Origin of the sequence: Cumulibacter soli, from assembly GCF_004382795.1 — a bacterium.
GTDB lineage: Bacteria > Actinomycetota > Actinomycetes > Mycobacteriales > Antricoccaceae > Cumulibacter > Cumulibacter soli.
This window is the reverse complement of record NZ_SMSG01000007.1, coordinates 122,760-141,787: the sequence shown is the minus strand read 5'-3', so window position 1 is coordinate 141,787 and position 19,028 is coordinate 122,760. Positions and strand designations below refer to the sequence as shown.

General features: G+C 64.8%; 15 protein-coding genes. 9 read left to right on the top strand and 6 right to left on the bottom strand.

Translation table 11 applies throughout. The features are described 5' to 3' along the window. Positions 1-60: 60 nt before the first annotated feature. Positions 61-1,059 (top strand): ATP-binding cassette domain-containing protein, encoded by a 999-nt coding sequence (locus tag E1H16_RS15950; protein ID WP_134324914.1) that lies wholly within the window; start codon positions 61-63, stop codon positions 1,057-1,059. Beyond that, complete coding sequence (locus E1H16_RS15945; RefSeq protein WP_134324913.1) at positions 1,056-1,877, top strand: ABC transporter permease; 822 nt, start codon at positions 1,056-1,058, stop codon at positions 1,875-1,877. Before E1H16_RS15950 ends, E1H16_RS15945 begins: the two co-directional genes overlap by 4 nt. Here the strand turns inward: E1H16_RS15945 and E1H16_RS15940 are convergent. Beyond that, entirely contained in the window at positions 1,861-4,989 is a 3,129-nt protein-coding gene (locus tag E1H16_RS15940) for an ATP-binding protein (protein WP_134324912.1), read from the bottom strand. The genes E1H16_RS15945 and E1H16_RS15940 overlap by 17 nt on opposite strands. A gap of 88 nt (positions 4,990-5,077) precedes the next feature. Continuing rightward, entirely contained in the window at positions 5,078-6,748 is a 1,671-nt protein-coding gene (locus tag E1H16_RS15935; protein ID WP_134324911.1) for a hypothetical protein, read from the bottom strand. Positions 6,749-6,808: 60 nt separating this feature from the next. On the opposite strand from E1H16_RS15935, the gene E1H16_RS15930 reads away from it, so the two are divergent. Then, positions 6,809-8,113 carry a hypothetical protein gene (locus E1H16_RS15930; RefSeq protein WP_134324910.1) on the top strand — a complete coding sequence of 435 codons (1,305 nt, stop codon included), beginning with the start codon at positions 6,809-6,811 and terminating at the stop codon, positions 8,111-8,113. Positions 8,114-8,235: 122 nt separating this feature from the next. Next, positions 8,236-9,156 carry a hypothetical protein gene (locus E1H16_RS18665; RefSeq protein ID WP_208379101.1) on the top strand — a complete coding sequence of 307 codons (921 nt, stop codon included), beginning with the start codon at positions 8,236-8,238 and terminating at the stop codon, positions 9,154-9,156. A 49-nt stretch (positions 9,157-9,205) separates the two neighbouring features. Here the strand turns inward: E1H16_RS18665 and E1H16_RS15920 are convergent, their stop codons facing one another. Then, entirely contained in the window at positions 9,206-10,120 is a 915-nt protein-coding gene (locus E1H16_RS15920) for a MerR family transcriptional regulator (RefSeq protein ID WP_134324909.1), read from the bottom strand. Positions 10,121-10,132: 12 nt separating this feature from the next. Next, complete coding sequence (locus E1H16_RS15915; RefSeq protein ID WP_134324908.1) at positions 10,133-10,570, bottom strand: SRPBCC family protein; 438 nt, start codon at positions 10,568-10,570, stop codon at positions 10,133-10,135. Between the two features lie 113 nt (positions 10,571-10,683). Here E1H16_RS15915 and E1H16_RS15910 point away from each other — a divergent pair, with 113 nt between their 5' ends. Genes E1H16_RS15910 through E1H16_RS15895 form a run of 4 tightly spaced genes read left to right on the top strand, consistent with a single transcriptional unit; the run spans position 10,684 to position 14,838 of the window. After that, complete coding sequence (locus E1H16_RS15910; protein ID WP_134324907.1) at positions 10,684-11,943, top strand: NAD(P)/FAD-dependent oxidoreductase; 1,260 nt, start codon at positions 10,684-10,686, stop codon at positions 11,941-11,943. Continuing rightward, on the top strand, positions 11,940-12,713 hold the full coding sequence (locus tag E1H16_RS15905) for a DUF1365 domain-containing protein (protein WP_208379100.1): 774 nt from the start codon (positions 11,940-11,942) through the stop codon (positions 12,711-12,713). The genes E1H16_RS15910 and E1H16_RS15905 overlap by 4 nt, the downstream gene beginning before the upstream one ends. Then, positions 12,710-13,480: an SDR family NAD(P)-dependent oxidoreductase gene (locus tag E1H16_RS15900; protein WP_134324906.1), complete on the top strand. Its 771-nt coding sequence runs from the start codon at positions 12,710-12,712 to the stop codon at positions 13,478-13,480. Before E1H16_RS15905 ends, E1H16_RS15900 begins: the two co-directional genes overlap by 4 nt. After that, positions 13,477-14,838 carry a cryptochrome/photolyase family protein gene (locus tag E1H16_RS15895; RefSeq protein ID WP_134324905.1) on the top strand — a complete coding sequence of 454 codons (1,362 nt, stop codon included), beginning with the start codon at positions 13,477-13,479 and terminating at the stop codon, positions 14,836-14,838. The genes E1H16_RS15900 and E1H16_RS15895 overlap by 4 nt, the downstream gene beginning before the upstream one ends. A 171-nt stretch (positions 14,839-15,009) precedes the next feature. On the opposite strand, the gene E1H16_RS15890 is transcribed toward E1H16_RS15895, so the two are convergent. After that, on the bottom strand, positions 15,010-15,717 hold the full coding sequence (locus E1H16_RS15890) for an NAD(P)-dependent oxidoreductase (protein WP_134324904.1): 708 nt from the start codon (positions 15,715-15,717) through the stop codon (positions 15,010-15,012). Between the two features lie 90 nt (positions 15,718-15,807). On the opposite strand from E1H16_RS15890, the gene E1H16_RS15885 reads away from it, so the two are divergent. Next, positions 15,808-16,461, top strand: coding sequence for a TetR/AcrR family transcriptional regulator (locus E1H16_RS15885; protein ID WP_243837877.1), 654 nt, complete (start codon positions 15,808-15,810; stop codon positions 16,459-16,461). Positions 16,462-16,678: 217 nt separating this feature from the next. Here E1H16_RS15885 and E1H16_RS15880 read toward each other — a convergent pair whose 3' ends face one another. Next, positions 16,679-18,991 (bottom strand): FUSC family protein, encoded by a 2,313-nt coding sequence (locus E1H16_RS15880; protein ID WP_134324903.1) that lies wholly within the window; start codon positions 18,989-18,991, stop codon positions 16,679-16,681. Positions 18,992-19,028: the final 37 nt, after the last annotated feature.

The window sequence follows — 19,028 nt, the reverse complement described above, 5'->3', positions numbered from 1 at the left end:
GAAACCGGCGAGCGCCTTGCTGAAACCGAGATGAAACCGCGCGCTCGCAGCATTGAGCGCATGACGACAGTTATTCCATCAGCCGACCTCGCGGTACACGCGCGAGGATTGGTGAAGATATTTGACGCGCACCGCGCGGTCGACGGGATCGATCTCGACGTACGCCGCGGGGAAGTGTTCGGCGTACTGGGACCGAACGGTGCCGGCAAGACCACGATGCTCAAGATGCTCGCCACCTTGTTGCCGATTGACGGCGGCGATGCGTGGATCCTTGGCCACGACGTTCGCCGTGAGGGGCATCGGGTGCGCTCGCTGTTGGGCGTCACGGGCCAGTACGCGTCGGTCGATGAGAACCTCACCGCGAAGGAGAACCTCCTGCTGTTTGGCCGACTGCAAGGGCTATCAAAGTCCGACGCGCGTGCCCGCGGTGTGCGACTGCTGCAACAGTTCGAGCTCGAGGACGCTGCGGACAAACCGATCAGCGCCTTCTCCGGTGGTATGCGCCGTCGCCTTGATCTGGCCGCAAGCCTGATCACTCGGCCGCCACTGATTTTCCTGGATGAGCCCACCACTGGGCTCGATCCGCGCACCCGCGGCCAAATGTGGGACACAATCCGCGAACTGGTGGCCGAGGGATGCACCGTACTGCTCACCACCCAGTACCTCGATGAAGCCGACCAACTGGCGGATCGGATCGCTGTGATCGATCATGGGCTCAAAGTCGCCGAGGGTACGTCCGATGAACTCAAGAACTCGGTGGGTCGCAGCACGCTGCAGTTGACGATGCGCCATCCGAGCGACATTCCCCGCGCCGGCGACGAGATCGCCCGGCTGCTCGACGAACGCCCGGCGACGTCCGCCGAGTCGCGACGCATCAACGTTCCCCTGCACAGCAGTGATCAAGCGATCGATGTGCTCCTCAGGCTGCGCCAAAGCGGGATCGAGGTCGATGCCCTAGCGGTCCAGAAGCCGTCATTGGACGAGGTGTTCCTTGCGCTCACCGGGCATCCGTCGACCGATGAGAGCGAGAATGAACCAGGATTGGAGGAGGTCCGATGACCGCTACCCTCGTCGATACAGCGCGTCCGGAGCATGACGCGGTTGGTGAGCGGGTTACCCTCGCGCAGACGTTCAGTCAGACCATGACGCTCGCGTGGCGGGCGACGATGAAAATGCGGCGCAACTTCGAGCAGATGTTCGACGTTACGATCCAGCCGCTGCTGTTCACGATGATGTTCGCCTATATTTTCGGCGGCGCGATTTCCAGCAGTGTGCAGGATTACCTGCCGGTGATCATCCCCGGTCTGATCGGGCAAACCATTCTGACGGCCTGCATCGCTACCGGCGTCCAATTACGTGAAGATATGGACAAGGGCGTGTTCGACCGGTTCAAGGTGTTGCCGATCGCACGTATAGCGCCGCTCGCGGGTCCGATGGTCGCCGATCTGATTCGGTATGCGATCGCCTCAACGTTGACGTTCGCGACCGGTATCGCGATGGGTTACCGGCCAGGTGGTGGCGCGCTAGGGGTGCTGGGGGCGATTTTGCTGGCGATTGCCGCAGGATGGTCGATCGCCTGGATCTTCACCTGGTTCGGCACTCGAGGCAAGACGGCGCAGGCGGTGCAGGGGATGTCGATGATGGTGATGTTCCCGCTGACCTTCTTGTCGAATGCATTTGTGCCGACCGAGACCATGCCTAATTGGTTGCGTACCTTCGCCGATATCAATCCCGTCTCGCACGTGATCTCGGCGATCCGCAGCTTGGCGAACGACGGCGCCGTGACCGGCGAGGTCGGGTGGGCGCTACTCGGGTGCGCGGTCATTATCGCTGTGTTCGCGCCGCTGGCAGTGCGTAGTTTCAATCGGAAGATGTAATCGCTGCGAGCGCGTTTAGGTGTGCGCTGCCGCGAGCGACGAGGTCGCTGGCCGGGATGTCGGTGAATTCGCTGACGAGTTCGCTCAGGCGTCCCGGCCGACGCTCGTCGACGAGCGCGGCGACATGCTCCCAGCGCATGACTGACATCCCCTGGTTGTAGCCCCAACGTCGCGCGAGGGCTATCAAGACGAGTGCATACTCGAACTCGATGTCCGTTCCCCAGCGCGCATACCAACAGCCGATCCCGATGAAGGTCATTCCGAGGAACGGCCGGTCGCGGGCCGACTGCGTGTGCACGTCGGCTCCGGCCAGTAGCGCATCTCGATATCGCAGCGCGCGCTCGGGATCGGCCGACTCGGGCCACCGCGCGTACGCGGCCAGTGCACTGGAGGCCGACAGCACGAGCCAGGGCGATACTGCGGTGAACGGAATGCGCGTGGTGAGCACGGAATCGGTCGCGCGGGCGAGGAGCTGCTGAGCGCCGAGTATGTCGCCACCGGCCAGCAGCCATTCGCCGCGCGCGATCTGCACGAGCATCCGCGAGCCGGTCTGCGGTGATTCGGTCTCCTTCTCAAGCGCGGTAAGAATCCGATTGCACTCGTCGAGTTCGCCCTGCGCGAGTAACCCGGCGGCGAGCGTCACTTGCATCATCCGAGTGTCTTCATGTGCGTGCAGCCGACGCAGGAACGGTATCGCCTTCGCGGCGTACGGCGCTGCCGACTGCGGGTCGCTGGCAGCCAGTAGCAACTGAGCGACTTGCGAGAGCAGTGCGCCTTTGAGGTACGGCGTGAGCGGACCTTCGGTCAACGCAGCGCGAGCGTGCGCCAATGAGCGTTCCGACTCACCGGCGTTCTCGGCGGTTATCGCCGCCCACAAGAGAAAACAGGCGCGCTCGGATGGGGTAGCGGCCTCGTCCGCGCTCCGGCGCAAGACGGTGTCGGTGGACTCCAGATCCGCGCTATACATGGCGCGCATGGCGTTCGCCCACGGTCCGGTCGATTCACCCTCGTTCAGCGCGCGCACCAGCGCGGGGTCGGGAGTATGGGTTACCCAACCCTGGTGCATGAGCACGATTGCGATCGCGTCCTGATACGCCTGCCTATCTGCCGCATCGGGGGTGAACTCGGCCAATACTTGTGCCGCGGGTTCAAGTACGGCGAACACGCGCGGATGTTCGCCGGTGATAACCCATAGCGATCCGAGGGTCGCCAGTAACGGGGCGGCGAGAGCCGCATTGGGTGACGTGAGAGCTCGCCGTAGTACTTCGGTGAGATTGTTCTGCTCGGCGACCAAGGCGCTTACTTGGGTTTCCTGATCGTCGACGACGATCAACTGGGCGCCGATCGAGGCCGCTTTGCGTGCCCAGTCGTCCTGGGCTCGGATCGCTGCGGCTCGTCCGTTCGGTTCGGGAAGGTTGCTCAATTGCTGGTCGGCGTACTCGCGGATCGTCTCCAGAGCGCGGAAGCGGCTGCGCCCATCTACCTCTACGTGTACGAGCAAGGACTGCTCGATCAGGGATTCGACCAGATCAAGCCCGTCGGCACCGAGCACTGCGGTCACGATATCGGCGCCGAAACCGTCGTGGAATAGCGAAAGCCAGGCGAGCGCCCGCTGTTCGTGTGGATCGAGTAGCGCCCACGACCAACCGATCACCGCGGAAAGCGTCCGGTGCCGCTCGGGCGCAGCGCGATCGCGGGTACGCAGCGCCGCAAATCTATCGGCCAACGCATCTCGTACTTCGATTGCCGTCATGCTGCGGATCCGCGCCGCCGCGAGCTCGACGGCCAGGGGAAGCCCGTCGAGCCGGTCAACTATCTGCGCGACGACCTCATCGCGAAGCTCTGCATCCGGTCGGATCGCGTGCGCTCGCGTACGAAATAGTCGCGCCGCGTCTGTGGCCGCTAGCTGCGACAGCGGAATGACCTGCTCGGCGGCCAGCCGCAACGGCGCCCGACTCGTGGCGAGAATCGTCAGCTCCGCACACGTGGTGAGCAGGAATGCGACGAACGAACTGATCTGCTCGATCACGTGTTCGCAGTTATCGAGCACCAGCAGACTCGGCCCGTCGTCCAGATTCTGGGCGATCCGCCCACGTAGATCCGACAATTGCGCGGTGGTGAGGGTGCGGTCGGCCACGGTTGCTCGGATGCCTAGAGCGGCGCCGATCCCCGCGATGACATCCTCGCCGCTGCTGACCCCGACGAGTTCGGCGACGTACACGTGTGGCTGGTGGGCCTCGCGAGCGAGCGCCTGAGCGATACGGGTCTTACCGATCCCGCCCGGGCCGAGCACGTTGACCAGACGGCTGGTGAACAGCGCCGCCCGGAGCCGGGTGAGGTCCGCATCGCGACCGAACAGGGGATCTGTGTCGTAGCGAATACCGGTGCGCACGGGCGCGTCAGCGGCCAGCAACTCGCGGTGCAAGCGTTGCAGTTCCTGATCGGGATCGATGCCCAGACGGTCGGCGAGGTCGCGGCGGTAGCTCTCATATTCGGTGAGCGCAGCAGCGGCCCCGCTGCATTCGGCGGTGGCACGCAGCGCGGCTCCGCGCACCTCTGCGTCGTCCGGGCGTTCGCTGAGCACCGCGCGTAAGTGCGATTCAGCCTCCGCCGAATGACCTAGGCCGGCCAGAGCCAGCCCCAACGTCCGCCGCGCGTCTAGCTGCACACCCCGTGCGTGCGCGCGCAGATCGGCTAACGCGGGCGGTCCGCCGTCGACGATCGGAATCCGTATCGCCGCCCGTGCGGTCTGGGCCGCGCCGTCGGCATCGCCATCACGCCATTCCTGTTGGGCGCGTCGTGCAAGCGCAGTCAGCAACCGGGCATCGACATCGGCATCTGCGAGCCCGAGTTGGTAGCCGCCGGGTGCGGATGCCACCAGCGTCTTGTCGATGGCGCGTAGTCGCGAGACGACGACCTGGACCGCTTTGGTGGGGTTTGCAGGTGGGGAATCGACCCAGACGGCGCTCGTGATGTGCTGCGGTGCGAGGACATGCCGCGCCGCGGCGAGCGCCGCGAGCAGCGCCTGCGGGCGGGCGCCGGAAATCGGTACACCGTTCCAGGACACCTCGTCGAGCAGCCGCAGCGGCGGTGCGAGGCGAGCGGAGGTCACTCACGTGAGGATAGTCGGTTGGCGGCCGTTGGCGCGGACGATGTGGAAGCGGCGTAGCCGGGCTCGGGACTCGCTGACTACCAGCGGGCTAGTTTCCGCCGTACGGCGTGCCGTTGAGGGTGTACTTCTGGGCCGACTCGGCAAGCATCGTGAAGCTGAGCGTCAATAGCGCGGGGTCGCCGTCGCTGTAGAGTTCTGGCGCGTCTACCCGATAGACATACGAAAGTAGGTCGGCCGTTTCGGCGTCCAGATCGGTCGCTTGCTTGTCGAAGGTGGCCGACAGCACGGCGGGCGACATTGAGGACAGCGGAATCAGAGCGGCGACCTCATCGGGCGCCCATTCGTGGTCGTCGGCACTGAATCGTGGGAACTGACCCGCGGCGACGCTTACCTCGCCGGGCGACAGCTCGCCGGCGCCCGGGCCGAACGTCGCGAACAGCACCTGTCCGGGGGCGGAGATGCCGGGTGCGTAGCCGACGCCGCCGATCGGGCCGCTGGCGCCGAACGATTCGAACGCTGGCGCATCGGGGTCGAGGCCAATATCGGTGAGTACATCGCTGAGCGTGAACCGCGTCTCGGCGATATTGGTGGTATCGAAGAACCGTGCCAGGTTCCCGTCGAGAGTGCCCTCGATCTCGTTATAGCGCGAATCGGGGCCGCTGTTATAAAAGATCGCGATCGGTTCGCCCTCGACGTGATTGTCGGGCAGCAGGGTTTCTTCGTCTGGTGGTGCAATTTCGAAGTACCACGGGTCTGCAAAGTATCCGAAGGCCTCGTCGCGCATCGCGTTGAGTGGCGGGAGGTCGTCAATACTCAGGGCGAAGGTCCCCTGACTGTTGATGTCGCTGCCCTCGGTGGGTTCGCCCTCGTCGTAGATGCTGATCTCCTTGCCTATATCGGGTTCGTAGTACTTCAAACTCACCGTGGAATCGGCGTAGACCTGCAAGTAGGTGAGTCGCTGCGATGCGCCGGAAGATTCATCCTCGGCGTCCTCAAGGGCATCGCGCACCGCTTCTTCGGCATTTCCGGACACCTCGTCGTCCGATGAGCCTTCGAGCGCGTCCAGCAGGGCAGTCGATATCCCACTGGTGTCCGGTAAGTACTCGTGCACTGCGTATCCAGCAGCGCCGAACCCCACGGCAAACGCGACGATCGGGGTGAGAGCGGCAGTTCGGATCCGAGCAATACCCCGAAAGCGTCGCCCCGGTCGGATCGCCGGCGTGGCCGGCGGGTTCGGGTAGTCATTCGATTCGCGCAGTGAGACGCCGCGGTCGCCCACGTCGATTTCGTGCACGCCGACGCGGTAGCGGCCGACTTCGGCTAGTTCCTCACCGGTCGTATCGCGCTGGGCGTAGGTCGAATATGGCTCCGTGCGGTCCTTCAGCACGGCGAGGCGTACCAGGACGCTTCGCGGGGTGTTGACCTGGCTGGCAGAGAACTCCGGTCCCTCGTTCGTCGGGAGCTCGCGCGTGGTCTGGACGCCGAGGGGGACGGCGTCGACCTGGTCGCCGCGCTGGTACGACGCGCCATCTAGCCGCGCATCGCGAGCGTCTCGGGCGCGTTCGGCGCTGCGGCGGGCAACGAAGCCCGTGCCGCCTACCGCGACAGCAGCTGCGGCGAGGGCCGCCGCGATTCGGGTCGGCCACCAATCGCCGTTCTCCACTGCGATCTCCAGGAGTACCGAGGCACTACCGGCGCTCAGCACACCGCCCACGAACGCGGAGACGGCGAGCGCGCCGCGCGGTCTGTGCTGTGGCATCCTCGTACCTTATAGAAGAAGGTTGCGGGGGCAGCGCGACGTGGCGAATTGGAACTGGGTGTGAGCGTCTACGGCGATTCGGTCTACGGCGCTTCAACGGGGCGAGTAGGCGCTGACCTTGCGCGTCTGGACGATGACCTGCCGCTGGAGCACCCAGATCGAATCCTGTACTCGTACTACCTACGCGGCACGCGCTCGCCGATCCGCGGTACCCGAGTCGATGGCTGGATTGCGCTGTTGGCGTTTGTCCCGTTCGTGACGTTCCTACTGCTGGACCCGAGCCTGACGAGCGCTGTGCTCGCGTTGGTAATTGCCGGGCTGGCGGGCGTCCTGCGCATCTATCTACAGCAACCGGCGCCTGAGATTGGTATCGCGCTCACCTCGACGCACGTGATCGTCGGCGCATTCGGCAGCGATACCCGCACGATCGAGCGCTCGCGGATCGTCTCGTGCGTGGTTTCGGATCGACCGTGGACGGGCGAGGAACTGCCGGCTGCAGCGGCATCGTGGCCGGTCAGGAAAATGCGGTATCTCACGCTGACTTGTGCGGACTCGGTCGCATACAACGTTGCGTTCGATTCGGGAAATCTCTACGCCGAACACATCCACGACGTCTTGCGCGGCGCCGGTGACGTGCTGGCGCCACCGGCTTTGGCGGCTCAGTTCACGTCCGCGCAGGCCGCCAAGGAGCGACGTGCGGCCGACGTGCGCAGTGCGGCGGAGGCGAGGAATGCTGCCCGTGGTCGCAGCGCGCAGGCGGCCGAATCGCGCGAACGGGACGGCGCCTCGATCACCCTCGGGCGGCTGGGCGGTACCGAGGATTCGACAGATTCAGCCCACGGCAGCGATTCGGGTGTCGAGCAGCGACTGTGGCAGGCCGCAGTCCGGCGCCATGACGGCATCCTGCTGGAGTACCTACCGTACGAGACCGATCCACAATTGCTCCTGACTTATCCATCGATGAGCGATGTGAGTGTGCCCGAGACCGGCGAGTTCGTTGAGGCGCTGGGGGAGGCGATGGCGCTGCGCACCGAGACTTTCCCGACCTCAGTACCCGTCTCGAAGGCGTATCGAGATGCCGTGAAGGCGCTGGCGGCGGCTTGGACCTCAGCCGAGCGGCGAGCGAAACGTGTCGGCACCAGCCTGCTGGAGGAGCCCGACCGCAGACGTATCGAACAAGCAGCGAAGTTGCTCGCGCACGCTGACAGTTCGACGACGCCACACGAGCGTGAGACCTATCTGCGGCAGGTCAAGTCGATCGTGGATGACTTGGTGAATTCTGGGGCGATCAGCGCACCGCCGAAAGTGCTGCGCGAAATCGACGCGGCGACGGCGCGAGCTATCGAAGCCGCCCGTCGGTCATAGTGCGATGTTTAGGCAGCGTGTAAAAGTCGCATGTGCCCCGGCGAAGATTCCGGCATTCTATGGAGCGGGAGCGGTATCGGTGTGCGTCTCAGCGGCCGTATGCCCCCGTTAGAGGAGTTTTGATGAACCAGCCATATGACCCGTACGGTCAGCAGCCCGGTTACGGGCAGCAACCAGGGCATGGTCAGCAGCCTGAATATGGACAGCAGCCCGGGTACGGTCAGCAGCCTGAGTACGGGCAACAGCCTGGATACGGTCAGCAGCCTGGATACGGGCAACAGCCTGAGTACGGGCAACAGCCTGAGTACGGGCAGCAGCCCGGGTATGGGCAGCAGTCGCCATACGAGCAGCAGAATTCGCCGTACGGCGCGGCGCCGGGCGCTCAGCAGCCCTACGGGGCCCAACAGCCCTACGGGGCGCCGCAGCCAGGGCAACAGTTTCCGATGCAGGGTGGGTATGGCGGCCCGGGCGGTATGCCGCCGCAGAAGTCGAACAAGCTGCCGGTGTTTATCGCGGCTGCCGCTGTACTCGTACTGGCCATTGGCGTGACGCTCTTCTTCGTGCTGCGCGATGACGACAAGTCCGCCGGGGGCGGTGGCGGTGGCGGTGAGGGAGGCCCCGCGGTATCCGCCGAGGACGCCGAAGCCGTGGCGCAGGAGTTCATTGCCGCGGTCGATTCTCAGGATGAGCAAGCATTGACGTCGTTGACCCGCGGAGTCGTACACGACCAGATCAGCGACATCGTGTCGTACGGCGGCTCGCTGGAGCTTGGATCGGGAGAGTATTTCCAAGAGACGGAGACCGCTGAGGTGGACGACGGCCACCTGGCGCTTGTCTTCTGGAAGGTAGATGTCTACGGCGAGGAGGGCATCTTGGTCGGCCAGATGTACGCCGAAGACAGCCCCGATGCCACCTATCAGGTCTGCAACATCGATGATCCGTACCTGGAGGACGTCGACACCATGATCACGATGGATCAGTGGAAGGACGACTACCAGTACGATTGTGGTCTCGACGGGGGCGGTTCGGAACCCACCGAGTAATAGCGGCTCGATCCGCGTGAACGGGTCGCTTCCCGGCGGCGGTGCCCGATTATTCGAGGCCCCCGACATCGGGTGACTTGTCGCGGCTTAAGAGGGCCAGTTCGTGGACCATTCGGCTGGCTGCGTCGGCCATCCGGTGTCCGAGCACGATCGCGCCGTCAATGTGTACCTGCTCCTGTGCCCGCCCGCCGACCGCCAGAATCGTGTGTGGTGCGGCGGACCGCACCGCTTTGAGCACTCGGCGCGACTGCGCGGCGTCGCTAGTGCTTGCGGCCGCGATGACGACGGCAGCCGGCCGGCGGGCGCGCACAGCATCCACCCAATTGTCGATCGGCAGGTCTGCCCCGAGGTAATAGACCTGCAGACCTCGGCGGCGGGCTGCGATCGCGAACGCGAGCGGGCCGATTTCATGCCGTGCATTCGGCGGCAGTCCGACCAGAATTCGTGCGACGCCCACAGGAGCCGCGGCGGCTTCATAGGCCGCGGCGAGTCGCCGCATTACCGCGTGCGCGGCGAAATGTTCGCCCGCCACGCTCACCGTGCCGTTTGCCCACGCCTCGCCGAGTGCGCGCATCGCAGGCAGTAAGTGGTCGTCGACCACGGTCTCGAAACTGCCGCGAGCGAAGATCTCGTCGAGGGCCACGTCGAGACGCTGGGCATCGAGGGCGGCTGCGGACGTGACGATGGCCTCGTCTAGCCGCGTTGTGTCGCCCGCATCGATCGTCGTGCGCGCAGGTTCGATGGAACTCGCGCGTCGCCGTACTTCTTGGGCCGCCAGAGCCGGGGGCGATCCGTCCGCTACGAGTTGTGCCATCAGGCCCAACGTTTCCAGGTCTGCCGACGAGTACACCCGATACCCGCCGTCGCTGCGGCTGGGCGTGACAACCCCGTAACGGCTTTCCCATGCGCGCAGAGTGGCTGCACTGACGCCAATGTGCTCGGCCGCGCGCTTGATCGTGTACATCCGACTTACAGCCTAGGACCGCAGCGTTGCGAGGACTCCGCCCAGGTCGTGCGCGGCCGAGTCGACCAGGCGCCGAAGTGCGACCCAGAGGATCGGGGTGAGCAGACGTGCCGTGCCGCTAAAGGTGAACTCGGCACGGTAACTGACCTCGCTTCCACCGCCAGCCGCGGACGTGATCGTCATCGTGTCCCTGACGCGCACAGTGTCGTTCTGGCCGCGCAGCACGATCCGCGAATCCGCGCGAAGTTCCTCGACGACATAAATCAGTTCGGTTTCCCGGCCAAGGAACCGCGAGAGATTGCGGTACTCGCTGCCGACACCGCCATCCCCGTGGATGAGTTGCGTGTCGACTGTGCCTGGATCCCATTCCGTCGTCGACCGGAAGTCGGCGAGGTACTCGAAGACCGCAGACGGTGCCGCGGGGGTCGCGATAGTGCGAACGAACTCCATGACGCCTCCAAGATTGCACAAACCCTCGACAAACCTTATCGTAAGGTTCGCGAGTCGACCAGTCGGTCTCATCTGAGTGACGTGTCGGCGCGCTTACCTGGAGGGAGCACGTCATGTCATCTGTCGCGGTCATCGGTGCGGGGATATCTGGTCTGACGTCGGCCTATCTGCTTCGCCGAACCCACGAGGTCACGCTTTTCGAGGCGGACTCCCGGATCGGAGGACATGCGCATACCCATCAGGTCGACCGTGGCTCGGGAGCGCCGCTGGCGATCGACAGCGGCTTCATCGTGATGAATGACCGGACGTATCCATACCTGCTCAGGCTGTTCGGCGAGCTCGGCGTACAGACCAGACCCGCCGAGATGAGCATGAGTATTACGTGTGCCGAATGCGGTCTCTCGTATGCGGGAGGGCGTGGGATCGGAGGCATTCTCGCCCAGCCCGAGCGCCTGCTCGACCGGCGGTTCCGGGCCTTGCTGCGGCAGGTCCCGCGCTTTCACCGTGACGCGCGGAGGTTGCTGGCGAGCACAGATCCAAGCGATGCAGCACTGACTTGGGGCGAATTTCTCGCGCTCGGACGTTACGGTGACTACTTCGTGCAACACTTCGCGATCCCGTTGGTGGCCTGTGTCTGGTCCTGCGGTGTTGAAGACGCCGCGCACTATCCGGCGCAACATTTGTTCCGTTTCCTGGACCATCACGGAATGTTGCGCGTCTCGGGCTCTCCGACGTGGCGGACCGTGGTCGACGGCTCGCGTACCTATGTCGGGGCAGTCGTCGAGCGGCTCGGCGACGTACGGACGAGCGCTGAGGTGCTGTCGGTACAGCGGCACGATGACGGCGTCGACGTACGCACGGCATCGGGTGAGCACACCTTCGACCGCGTTGTCATCGCCACGCATGCCGACCAGGCTCTGGATCTGCTCGCTGATGCGTCCCCCGAAGAGAAGGCCGACCTGATGGCGATCGAGTACTCGGTCAACCACACCTGGCTGCACCGGGACGCGTCACTGTTGCCGACCCTCGAGCGCGCCCGTGCGTCGTGGAACTACCGACTGCCGGCCTGTCACGGTCGATCGGACGACGTCAGTGTCAGTTATTGGATGAATCGGCTGCAGGGCCTGGACGACAACGACGAGCACCTCGTTACCCTCGGCGCCAACGGCCGGGTCGACGAGTCCTTCGTGACCGCCAAGATGACGTACCAACACCCGATCTTCACGGCCGAAGCGGTCGCTGCTGCGGCACGGTTGAGCGAGGCCGGCGGTGAACGTCTCGCGTTTGCCGGCGCGCACCTAGGGTGGGGATTCCATGAAGACGGGTGTCGTTCCGGTGTGGCGGCCGCAGCGCGGTTCGGGGTCACGTGGTGAAGGCCGACTCGTTGCCGTCGCTGCCCGCGATTGTTGTTGGCCAAGTGTTCCACGAGCGCCGGACACCGTTGGTGCACCGCTTCCGGCATCGGACTTACCAATGGCTGGTGGATCTGGACGAGATCGACGCTATTCCTCGACACTGGCGCCCGTTTGCCGCGTTCGAGGCGCAGGATCACCTCGATAACGGGCGGCTCGGGGGTGGCATACGCGGGGACGTGGCCCGCTTCCTGTGCAACCATGGGATCGAACTGACCGGCGACGACCGGGTGCTGATGCTGACCAATCCGAGATTCTTGGGATATACCTTCAATCCGTTAACCGTGTTCTGGTGCATCGATCGCGATGGGGCGATCGCAGCGATCGTGCTGGAGGTGCACAACACGTACGGCGGGCGGCACGCTTACCTACTCGATCCGAGCGAGCACGGCTCCGCGCGAATCGACAAGTCTTTCTACGTGTCGCCGTTCAACGACATCAACGGTCAGTACGACGTCCGCGTGCGCCTGACGCGCGATGACCTCGAGGTGAGCGTCGACCTGCTCCGGGAAGGACGTTGTACTTTCAGCGCCTCGTTTCGCGGCACCCCACGTTTGATCAATCGGCGCGCATTGTTGTGGGTCGTGCTGCGCCATCCGCTGGTCACGCAGCGGGTGAGCACGTTGATCCGCCTGCACGGCGGCTGGTTATGGATGCGGAGACTGCCCATATATCGGCGAACCGAGTGTCGCGACACGCGAACCGATGACCGCGAGGAGAGTGTTCTATGAGTGTCAATCTGACCGGGGTCCGATGCTGGATCGTGGGTGCATCCAGCGGGATCGGGGCCGCGCTGGCTGAAGAACTCGAACGACGCGGCGCGATTCTCGCCATTAGTGCGCGTCGCCGATCGCGACTTGAGGAACTCTCGCGCGGACGGATGGTTGTCGCACCATGCGATGTCACCGAGCCAGGCGAGGTGGCAGCCGCAACTGATGCGGTGTGTGACGGGCTCGGCGGTATCGATCTCGTCGTGTGGTGTGCGGGCACCTGGAAGCAGTTCGACGTCAGTCGGTGGGATCGCCAGACGTTCGCTGAGCATGTCGAGGTGAACCTGCTGGGAATGAACAATGTGCTCGCACAAGTCGTGCCCAGGATGGTGGACGAGGGTGCAGGGCACATTGTCGGTATCGCCTCCGTTGCCGGCTATCGCGGCCTTGCCGGATCCGAAGCATACGGCGCGACGAAGGCTGCGCAGTTGAATCTGCTTGAGTCGCTGCGTGCGTCGCTCGGTGTCCGCGGTATTTCGGTGACTACCGTCGCGCCTGGATTCGTACGCACCGAACTCACCGAGAACAACGCGTTCCCAATGCCTTTCATCGTCGAACCCGATCACGCCGCACGCTCGATCGCCGACGGGCTCGAACGCGGTCGCCGTGAGATCGTCTTTCCGGCGCCGATAGCGTTGCTGATGAGGATCGCCGCGCGGTTGCCGAACCGGGTGTGGGACCGCATTGCGGCGCGGGTGGCCGCGTCCTCGCGTGGTGGTGCGCGATGACCACTGCCGTGATGTGGTTCCGCCGCGATCTACGGTTGGGGGACAACCCGGCGTTGCTCGCTGCCTGCGCGGCCGCCGACCGGGTGTTGCCGGTATTTGTGCTCGACTCGGCGTTCGGATGCGTGCACGGCGCGCGGGTGAGGCGCCTGCGTGATTCGCTGGCCGCGCTGTCGGCGCAGACGGATGGTGCTTTGGTGGTGCGGTCCGGTGAGCCGGCGGCGGTACTCCGGGAGATCGCCGACGAGGTCGCGGCCGATGAGGTGCACGTGACCGGCGAAACCACGCCGTACGGGCGATCTCGAGATGCGCTGGTGCAGCGCGCACTGGCCGCAACTGGTCGCCGGCTGATGGTTACCGGGACTCCGTACGCGGTCGCACCCGGGCGAGTGAACACGTCCGGCCGTACGCCGTACCGCGTGTTCACCCCGTACCGCGCCGCGTGGGCCGCGCACGGCTGGCCGGCGCCGGCCGACGCAGTCGAACCACGCTGGCGGCGCGGCGTCGCTGGCGAGGAGGTCGTCCGAGAAGTCAATGGTGGTGTTGGCGAGAATGCCGCGCTGGAACGGTGGTGGACGTTCTTGCGGATGGACCTCTCTGGCTACGGGGAGCACCGGGACCGCCCCGATCTCGACGTCACCAGCGGGATGTCGGTCCCGCTCAAGTACGGCGAAATACATCCGCGCACAATGCTGGCCGACCTCGCCCGTGAAAAGGACACCGCTGGGAGCGCCGCCGGGAGAATCGATAGTGTCCGTCGATATATGTCCGAACTAGCCTGGCGCGAGTTCTACGCCGACGTCCTGTGGCATTCACCGAAATCGGCGTGGCGTGACTGGCGCGCGGACTTCGCGCGGATGCGCTATGACAACGACGAAGAAGCGATACAGGCATGGCGGGACGGTCGCACGGGCTATCCGCTCGTCGACGCGGGGATGCGGCAGTTACGTGAGCAGGGTTGGATGCACAACCGGGTACGCATGGTGACCGCGAGTTTCCTGGTAAAGGACCTGCACACGTGGTGGCCAGTGGGGGCGCGCCACTTCATGAAACATCTACAGGATGGCGATCTCGCCTCCAACAGCCATGGCTGGCAGTGGGTTGCTGGCACCGGGACCGACGCCGCGCCGTACTACCGGATCTTCAATCCGATTCGCCAAGGCCTGCGGTTCGACCCAGACGGTCACTACGTACGGCGTTGGCTGCCAGAGCTGCGCCACCTTCGCGGTGCTGCGGCGCACGAGCCCTGGCGACATGAGGATGGCTACGCTGGTGGGTATCCGCCGCGCATGGTCGATCATGCGCAGGAGCGCCGAGAGGCACTATTACGCCTCGACGAACTGCGCCAACACCGGGCGTGATTATTCGGCGCAGTCGTCCGACGCCCCGGTCAATCGTCCTCGGCAGCAGGAACTACCGAGGCGCTACGCGATCTGATCGCCGCGGAGTCGGTCTCGGCAAGGGGGCGACGTCGTGCGCCGATTGCCGCGGTCGTATGCGCACCGGGTTCAAATGTTGATCAAGCAGTGGCGCTACGCGTTCGACAGGTGGGCCTGAGCGCTCGGAGTGAGACGCCCTACGATCGCTGGCGCCTGCTGGATCAGCGAGTCGTCACGAAGCGCCTCGACCATGAACAGCGCAAAGTCGGTGCGTCGGGTGAGGTTGCTGGCTAGCACCGGGTCGCCGACGTGTTCGCTCCAGACCGGAAGCCCCTGACTGTCGCCTTCTTCAAGGTCGCTGCCGCGTACCACGGTCCACGGTCGCTCGCTGGCGAAGATCCGCCGGCACGCTTCCACCTGGTCGTCGATCTCGGCGAAACGCACCGCCCGCCCGAGCCAGGTGGAGACCTTCAGGAAGGCGCGGAATCCTCGCGAGTATTGATCTTTACCGTCGCGGGTGATGTGCCATCCGCAGGAGAACGCGAGCCGAGCATGTGGCTCGGCGTAGTCGAGCACAGCCTGCGCGGTTCCGGAGGAGTACTGCTGTACGCCCCACGGGACCAATACCGTCAGTACGCCGTCGCAGCCAGCGACCGCCTGACTGATGACCTCGCGATCGTTGGTCTTGCCGCCGATGATGGTGATCTGATCGGCGAGGGCGTCTAGTTTCGGGATGCTCTTGGTGCGGCAGACTCCGACGACCTCATATCCGCGATCGAGGCAATGCCGAATCATGTACTGGCCGAGTTTTCCTGATGCGCCGATGACGCAGACCCGACGGATTTCGTGCGCGTTCGTCATGTGGTGATCTCCCACCGCTGGTCACTCAAAAACTTACGATGTAAGTAAGAGTAGGCTTACGGTGTAAGTTCGTCAAGGGAGGGTCTGATTGTGAGTCCAGCGAAACGTCGTACGCCGCTCAGTCGTGAACGGATCGTGGCGGCAGCAGTCGCGATTGCGGACGCCAACGGCGCCACCGGGGTGACGATGCGCGCGGTAGCCGCGCGGCTCGGAGTGGAGGCGATGTCGCTGTACAACCACGTCGCCGGTCGCGACGGGATCCTGGATGGCATGGTCGATGCGATCTTTGCCGAGATCGAGTTACCGGCGCCTGGTGATCCGTGGCGACCAGCGATGCGGGCGCGCGCCAGGTCGGCGCGTGAGGCGTTGAAGGGGCATCGGTGGGCGGTGGGCTTGATGGATTCTCGGGCGAATCCGGGACCGGCGACCTTGACACATCACGACGCCGTACTGGGCAATCTGCGGGCCAACGGGTTCTCTGTGGTGATGGCGGCACACGCGGTCTCGCTGATCGATTCGTACGTCTACGGTTTCGTGCTGCAGGAGGTGAGTCTGCCGTTCGACAACGAGTCGCAGCTGCATGACGTCGCCGAAGGGATCCTCGCCGAGGGCGTCGCGGAGCGGTTCCCGTATCTCGCGGAGATCGCCATGACGCACGCGATGCAGCCCGGATACGAGTACGGCGATGAGTTCACCTTCGGGCTCGCGCTGATCCTCGACGCACTCGAGCCGGACGAGTCGTAACTGATTCGATCCCGCCGTACGCCGAGGCCGGGTTTCTCAGTCGCGCACGCCGGGTTTCTCAGTCGCGCATTAGGTGGCGCGGTTTTGCCCCGACTACGGGGTGTAAGTGCGCGCCTTAATGCGCGAATTGACGGCCGCGATTGCAAAGGCAGATCTTGAACCGTAGTCGGTACAAGATCTGCCTTTTTAACTGAACACCACGGCGTACGGTGTTCGCTCAGGTGATGGCGGCGTCCATCGAGCGGACCTCGAGTCCGGCTGACTGCGCCAGGTTCGCGAGTGCGCCATCGAGTAACTGCAGATCGCGTAGCGCTAACTGGCGCGGCGTGAACCGATGCTCGTCGTCCAACTCGGCAGCCACGCGCTCGAACTGCGACGCTGAGCGGGTGTAGACGCGGGTCGTGCGGTGCTCGGTCATCCCGGCGGATAGTTCGGCGGCCGAGGCAACCAGTAGGTCACCCGCGGCGGACAGCAGTTCTGCGTGCGCACCCTTGATCGGGCGCCCCTCGCGGGTATCGATCACCAAGTTCCGCGCGTACGAGTGGGCGGCGTTCGCGGCGAACCACCACGGCTGCTCGACGCCGCCGAACGAGCCCGGGATCCGCAACTTCGACCGTCCCGGCGCCGTCGCGGCTGCGAGTGCCTGAAATGCCGCGTCGACGTCGCGGGTCGCGCGGCGCAGCTCCTGCTCGTCCTCGCTGCGTTGCAACAGCAGGACCGTCTGACCGGCCATCTCCGCGAGCGCATCGACGAACTCTCGCGTCGCGATCCGCACCACCCGCGCCGTACGCAACGGGAACACGAACAGCACGGTCAGCACGGCCGCGAGCGAACCGACCAGGGTTTCCAGTAGGCGTAACTCAAGGATGTCTTCGGAGTACTCGCCGAGTTGCACGTACAGCATCGAGACCATCACGGTGATCGCCACCGCGAACAGGGCGTAGTTGACTCGCATGAAATAGATCCCGAGGAACAGGAACGCGAGAATCACGATGATCGACATCGCCACTTGATGACCGACCGCGTGCGCGAGCAGGGCGCCGATGACGACACCGCCGACGGTTCCGATCACCCGGAACGCGCCTTTGCGTACCTGTTCGGCCGCGTTGTTCGCGCCCATGAACGTCACGAACGTCGCGATGACCGCCCAATAGAACCGGTCGGGGGAGATCAACACACCGAGTACGACGGAGATCCCCGCGGCGATCGTCATTTGGATCCCCGCCCGTACGTACGGCGGGAGTTCCGCGGTGTGCGCCTGCGCCGCGGGCTCCTCGGACGCTGTCGCGCTCACCCCGGACGATCCCGGAAGCCAGCCGCTGGCCAGCTCGACAGACGCCTCGAACTTGTCTTCCTCGGCCACGCGACGGGCGCGCATACGGTGCAAATAAGGCTCAAATCGCTGGCTGCTGACCTTCGCGAGCACGGTGGCGTAGTCGATGACGGAGGTCGCGAACCGGTGCAGGATCACTCGCTCGGACTCGTCCAGGTGAACGTCCGTGTCCTTCAGCCAGGTGCGTAGGCCGCGTCCTACGGTCGCGATGCGAACGGTGTCGCGAGCGCGGATGGCGAGCATCGCATCGCGCATATGCCCGATGGCCGATTCCGGGGCGTCGGTCGTGGAGAGTGCGCGCGCAAAGCGGGCGGCGTTCGCCAGCGACAGTTCGGCGGTGAATAGTTGCTCATGTAACTCGGCGGCCGTCGTACCGAGAGGCAATCGTGGGTATCCGGCGAGCTGCCCGTCGATGATCAGCGCAGTTTCGTTCAGGCGCACCAGCTGCTCGTGTTGGCGCTTGCGCAACTTCGCCACACCGCGCCGATTCAGCACCTCGACGGTCGCTGCCGCGACGCCGTCGGCTCGCCCCAAGAACGACGAGCGCAATCGCTTGATCGCCGACCATCTGCTCGGCACGAACAGCAGGAGTTGCGCGAGGATCGCCACCGCACCGCCGATCGCCACCTGAATCGCGATCCAGCCCAGGTGCTGAACATCGGTGAGGTGCCCAAGGAAAAGCCCCATGAAGTTGCCCATGAACAGGCCTTGGCCGATCACGAATCCCCACGGCCCGAACCGACGCAAGAACCCGGTTGTGCCGAGGATCAATGCCATCACGGCGAGCGCGAGCGGTTGAATATTCGCTATTGCCAGGCCGAGAGCGACGCCGCCGAACATCGAGACCGGCAGCAACGACAGTCCGAGGACACCCTTGCCGATCGTCGCGAACATTGGCCCGGCGAAGGTCGAAACCATCACTACGACGGCGCCCGCCATGATCCCCATGACGCTTGCGGCCTGGTTATGGAACTCCGCGTTCGGTGCGTCGTCGGGGACGGTGAGCGGGTGCGCGATGGAGAAGAAAATCCACTCGGCGAGAATCGCTGCGCCGACCGCGATGACGGCCTGCAACGCCGTGCGCAGGCGTGTGAGGCCTGGGTCGGACGCTACGAATCGGTTCAGCCGGTCGCTGCGCCACCTACGGGCGCGCTGCAGCCTGGAGGGGGTGGACGGGGCTGCCGCGATCTTTGACATACACCTGAAAGTTTAGCCGTGCGTACGGTGCGCGCGG

Coding starts and splice junctions, on each gene's coding strand:
- E1H16_RS15950 (WP_134324914.1), top strand. CDS start 61: ATGACGACAGTTATTCCATCAGCCGACCTCGCGGTACACGCGCGAGGA.
- E1H16_RS15945 (WP_134324913.1), top strand. CDS start 1,056: ATGACCGCTACCCTCGTCGATACAGCGCGTCCGGAGCATGACGCGGTT.
- E1H16_RS15935 (WP_134324911.1), bottom strand. CDS start 6,748: ATGCCACAGCACAGACCGCGCGGCGCGCTCGCCGTCTCCGCGTTCGTG.
- E1H16_RS18665 (WP_208379101.1), top strand. CDS start 8,236: ATGAACCAGCCATATGACCCGTACGGTCAGCAGCCCGGTTACGGGCAG.
- E1H16_RS15920 (WP_134324909.1), bottom strand. CDS start 10,120: ATGTACACGATCAAGCGCGCGGCCGAGCACATTGGCGTCAGTGCAGCC.
- E1H16_RS15915 (WP_134324908.1), bottom strand. CDS start 10,570: ATGGAGTTCGTTCGCACTATCGCGACCCCCGCGGCACCGTCTGCGGTC.
- E1H16_RS15910 (WP_134324907.1), top strand. CDS start 10,684: ATGTCATCTGTCGCGGTCATCGGTGCGGGGATATCTGGTCTGACGTCG.
- E1H16_RS15900 (WP_134324906.1), top strand. CDS start 12,710: ATGAGTGTCAATCTGACCGGGGTCCGATGCTGGATCGTGGGTGCATCC.
- E1H16_RS15895 (WP_134324905.1), top strand. CDS start 13,477: ATGACCACTGCCGTGATGTGGTTCCGCCGCGATCTACGGTTGGGGGAC.
- E1H16_RS15890 (WP_134324904.1), bottom strand. CDS start 15,717: ATGACGAACGCGCACGAAATCCGTCGGGTCTGCGTCATCGGCGCATCA.
- E1H16_RS15880 (WP_134324903.1), bottom strand. CDS start 18,991: ATGTCAAAGATCGCGGCAGCCCCGTCCACCCCCTCCAGGCTGCAGCGC.